Genomic DNA, 1995 nt, shown 5'->3' on the forward strand with positions numbered 1-1995 from the left:
GTGCGCAGGATGGCATGGGGGCCACCTGCGGCGCGGACGGCCTCTTCCCCGGTCAGTTTGGAGCGGCCATAGGCGCCCAGCGGGCCGGTCGCGTCATCGGGCTGCCATGGGCGGGTTCCGCTGCCGTCAAAGACGTAATCGGTCGATATATGTAGGAAGGGGATGCCGCGCGCGGCGCAGGCGCGGGCCATGGCACCGGGGGAGGTGCCGTTGATCGTGGTGGCGAGGGCTTCTTCGGTTTCGGCGCGGTCCACGGCCGTATAGGCGGCCGCGTTGATCACCACATCGGCGTCAGAGGCGGCGATGACGGCGGCGCAGGCGGCGGGATCCGAGAGATCGGCGCGGTCGCGGCCAAGGCAGGTCATGGCCATGTCGGGGGTGGCCTGACGGGCCAGTTCGGTGGCGACCTGTCCGGTCTGGCCGAAAACCAGAACGCGGATCATGCCTTGGTCCCCAGACGCTGGCCGACGCCGTGGCGGGCTTGCAAGGGTTTCCACCACGCCTCGTTATCCAGATACCATTGCACGGTGCGGCGCAGACCCTCTTCGACAGTGACCGAGGGACGCCAGCCCAGTTCGGCGCGTATGCGCGTGGGGTCGATGGCATAGCGCGCGTCATGGCCGGGGCGGTCGGTCACGAAGGTGATCTGATCGGCGTAGCTGCCCGCGGGTTTCGGCCGCAGATCGTCGAGAATACCGCAGAGGGTGCGGACGAGTTCGAGGTTGGTCCGCTCGTTCTCGCCGCCGATATTGTAGCTGCGGCCCTGCGCGCCCTTTTCCAGCACCAAGAGGAGGGCGTCGGCGTGATCCTCGACAAAGAGCCAGTCGCGGATGTTGGAGCCGTCGCCATAGATCGGCAGGGGTTTGCCCGCGAGCGCGTTGAGGATGATCACGGGGACCAGCTTTTCGGGGAAGTGATAGGGGCCGTAATTGTTGGAGCAATTGGTCAGCACCACGGGCAGGCCATAGGTTTCGTGCCATGCGCGCACCAGATGGTCGCTGGCGGCTTTCGACGCGGAATAGGGCGAGCGTGGGTCATAGGGCGTGTCTTCGGTGAATTTCACCGATGGATCGGCGGGGAGAGAGCCGAACACCTCATCCGTGGAGATATGGTGGAAGCGGAAGCTGTCGGGCCTGCCCTGCGCTGTCCAATGGCTGCGCGCGGCTTCGAGCATGTTGTAGGTGCCGGTGATGTTCGTCTCGATGAAGTCGCCCGGTCCGTCGATGGAGCGGTCCACGTGGCTTTCGGCAGCAAGGTGCATCACAGCGTCGGGTTTGTGCACGGCGAAGATGCGGTCCAGCGCGGCGCGGTCGCGGATATCGGCATGTTCGAAGGCGTAGGACGGGCTGTCCGCCACGCTGGCCACGTTGTCGAGACAGGCGGCATAGGTCAGCGCATCCAGATTGACCACCTGATGCCCCCGTGCCACCGCAAGCCGCACCACGGCGGACCCGATGAAGCCCGCGCCACCCGTTACCAGAAGTTTCATGCCTCAGCCCTCGTAGACGAATGGTGTTTCGAAATCGCGCAGCAGCGGCGCCTTCGCGTCCTTGTCGGACAAGAGCGCCTCGACCCCGTCGGGCAGGCCCCAGTCGATGCCGATGTCGGGGTCGTCAAAGCGGATCGCGCCGTCACAGTCCGGCGCGTAATAATCGGTGCATTTGTAGATGATTTCCGTGTCGGGTTCGCGGGTGACGAAACCGTGCAGGAATCCTTCGGGAATCAGCAGCTGGCGGCCGTTCTCGAAGGACAATTCCTCGCCGATCCATTGGCCATAGGTGGGCGAGCCGCGCCGGATATCCACGGCCACGTCGAAAAGCCGCCCCTTGCCGCAGCGCACCAGCTTGGCCTGTGCATGGGGGGGCGACTGGAAATGCAGACCGCGCACGGTGCCGACGCGGGCGGAGAGGGAATGATTGTCCTGCACGAAATCAAAGGTGATGTCATGCGCGGCCAGAGTCTTGCGATTCCAGCTTTCCGAAAAGAAGCCGCGCG

3 protein-coding genes are annotated in these 1995 nt (G+C 65.0%); all 3 read right to left on the bottom strand.

Annotated features, from left to right (window positions below; all coding sequences use genetic code 11):
- Positions 1 to 443 (bottom strand): SDR family oxidoreductase (locus PVW27_RS21405; RefSeq protein ID WP_274561225.1); only part of this gene is annotated, 443 nt, incomplete at its 3' end.
- The gene (rfbB, locus tag PVW27_RS21410; RefSeq protein ID WP_274561228.1) at positions 440 to 1489 is read right to left on the bottom strand and encodes a dTDP-glucose 4,6-dehydratase; all 1050 of its coding nucleotides are present in this window, start codon (positions 1487 to 1489) and stop codon (positions 440 to 442) included. The genes rfbB and PVW27_RS21405, both read right to left, overlap by 4 nt.
- A 3-nt stretch (positions 1490 to 1492) precedes the next feature.
- Positions 1493 to 1995 (bottom strand): dTDP-4-dehydrorhamnose 3,5-epimerase (rfbC, locus tag PVW27_RS21415; protein ID WP_274561229.1); only part of this gene is annotated, 503 nt, incomplete at its 5' end.

Origin of the sequence: Seohaeicola sp. 4SK31, assembly GCF_028802875.1 — a bacterium.
Classification (GTDB): domain Bacteria; phylum Pseudomonadota; class Alphaproteobacteria; order Rhodobacterales; family Rhodobacteraceae; genus Seohaeicola.

What these genes read in the sequence shown, in the direction of transcription:
- rfbB (WP_274561228.1), bottom strand. Translation starts at nt 1,489, where the DNA reads ATGAAACTTCTGGTAACGGGTGGCGCGGGCTTCATCGGGTCCGCCGTG.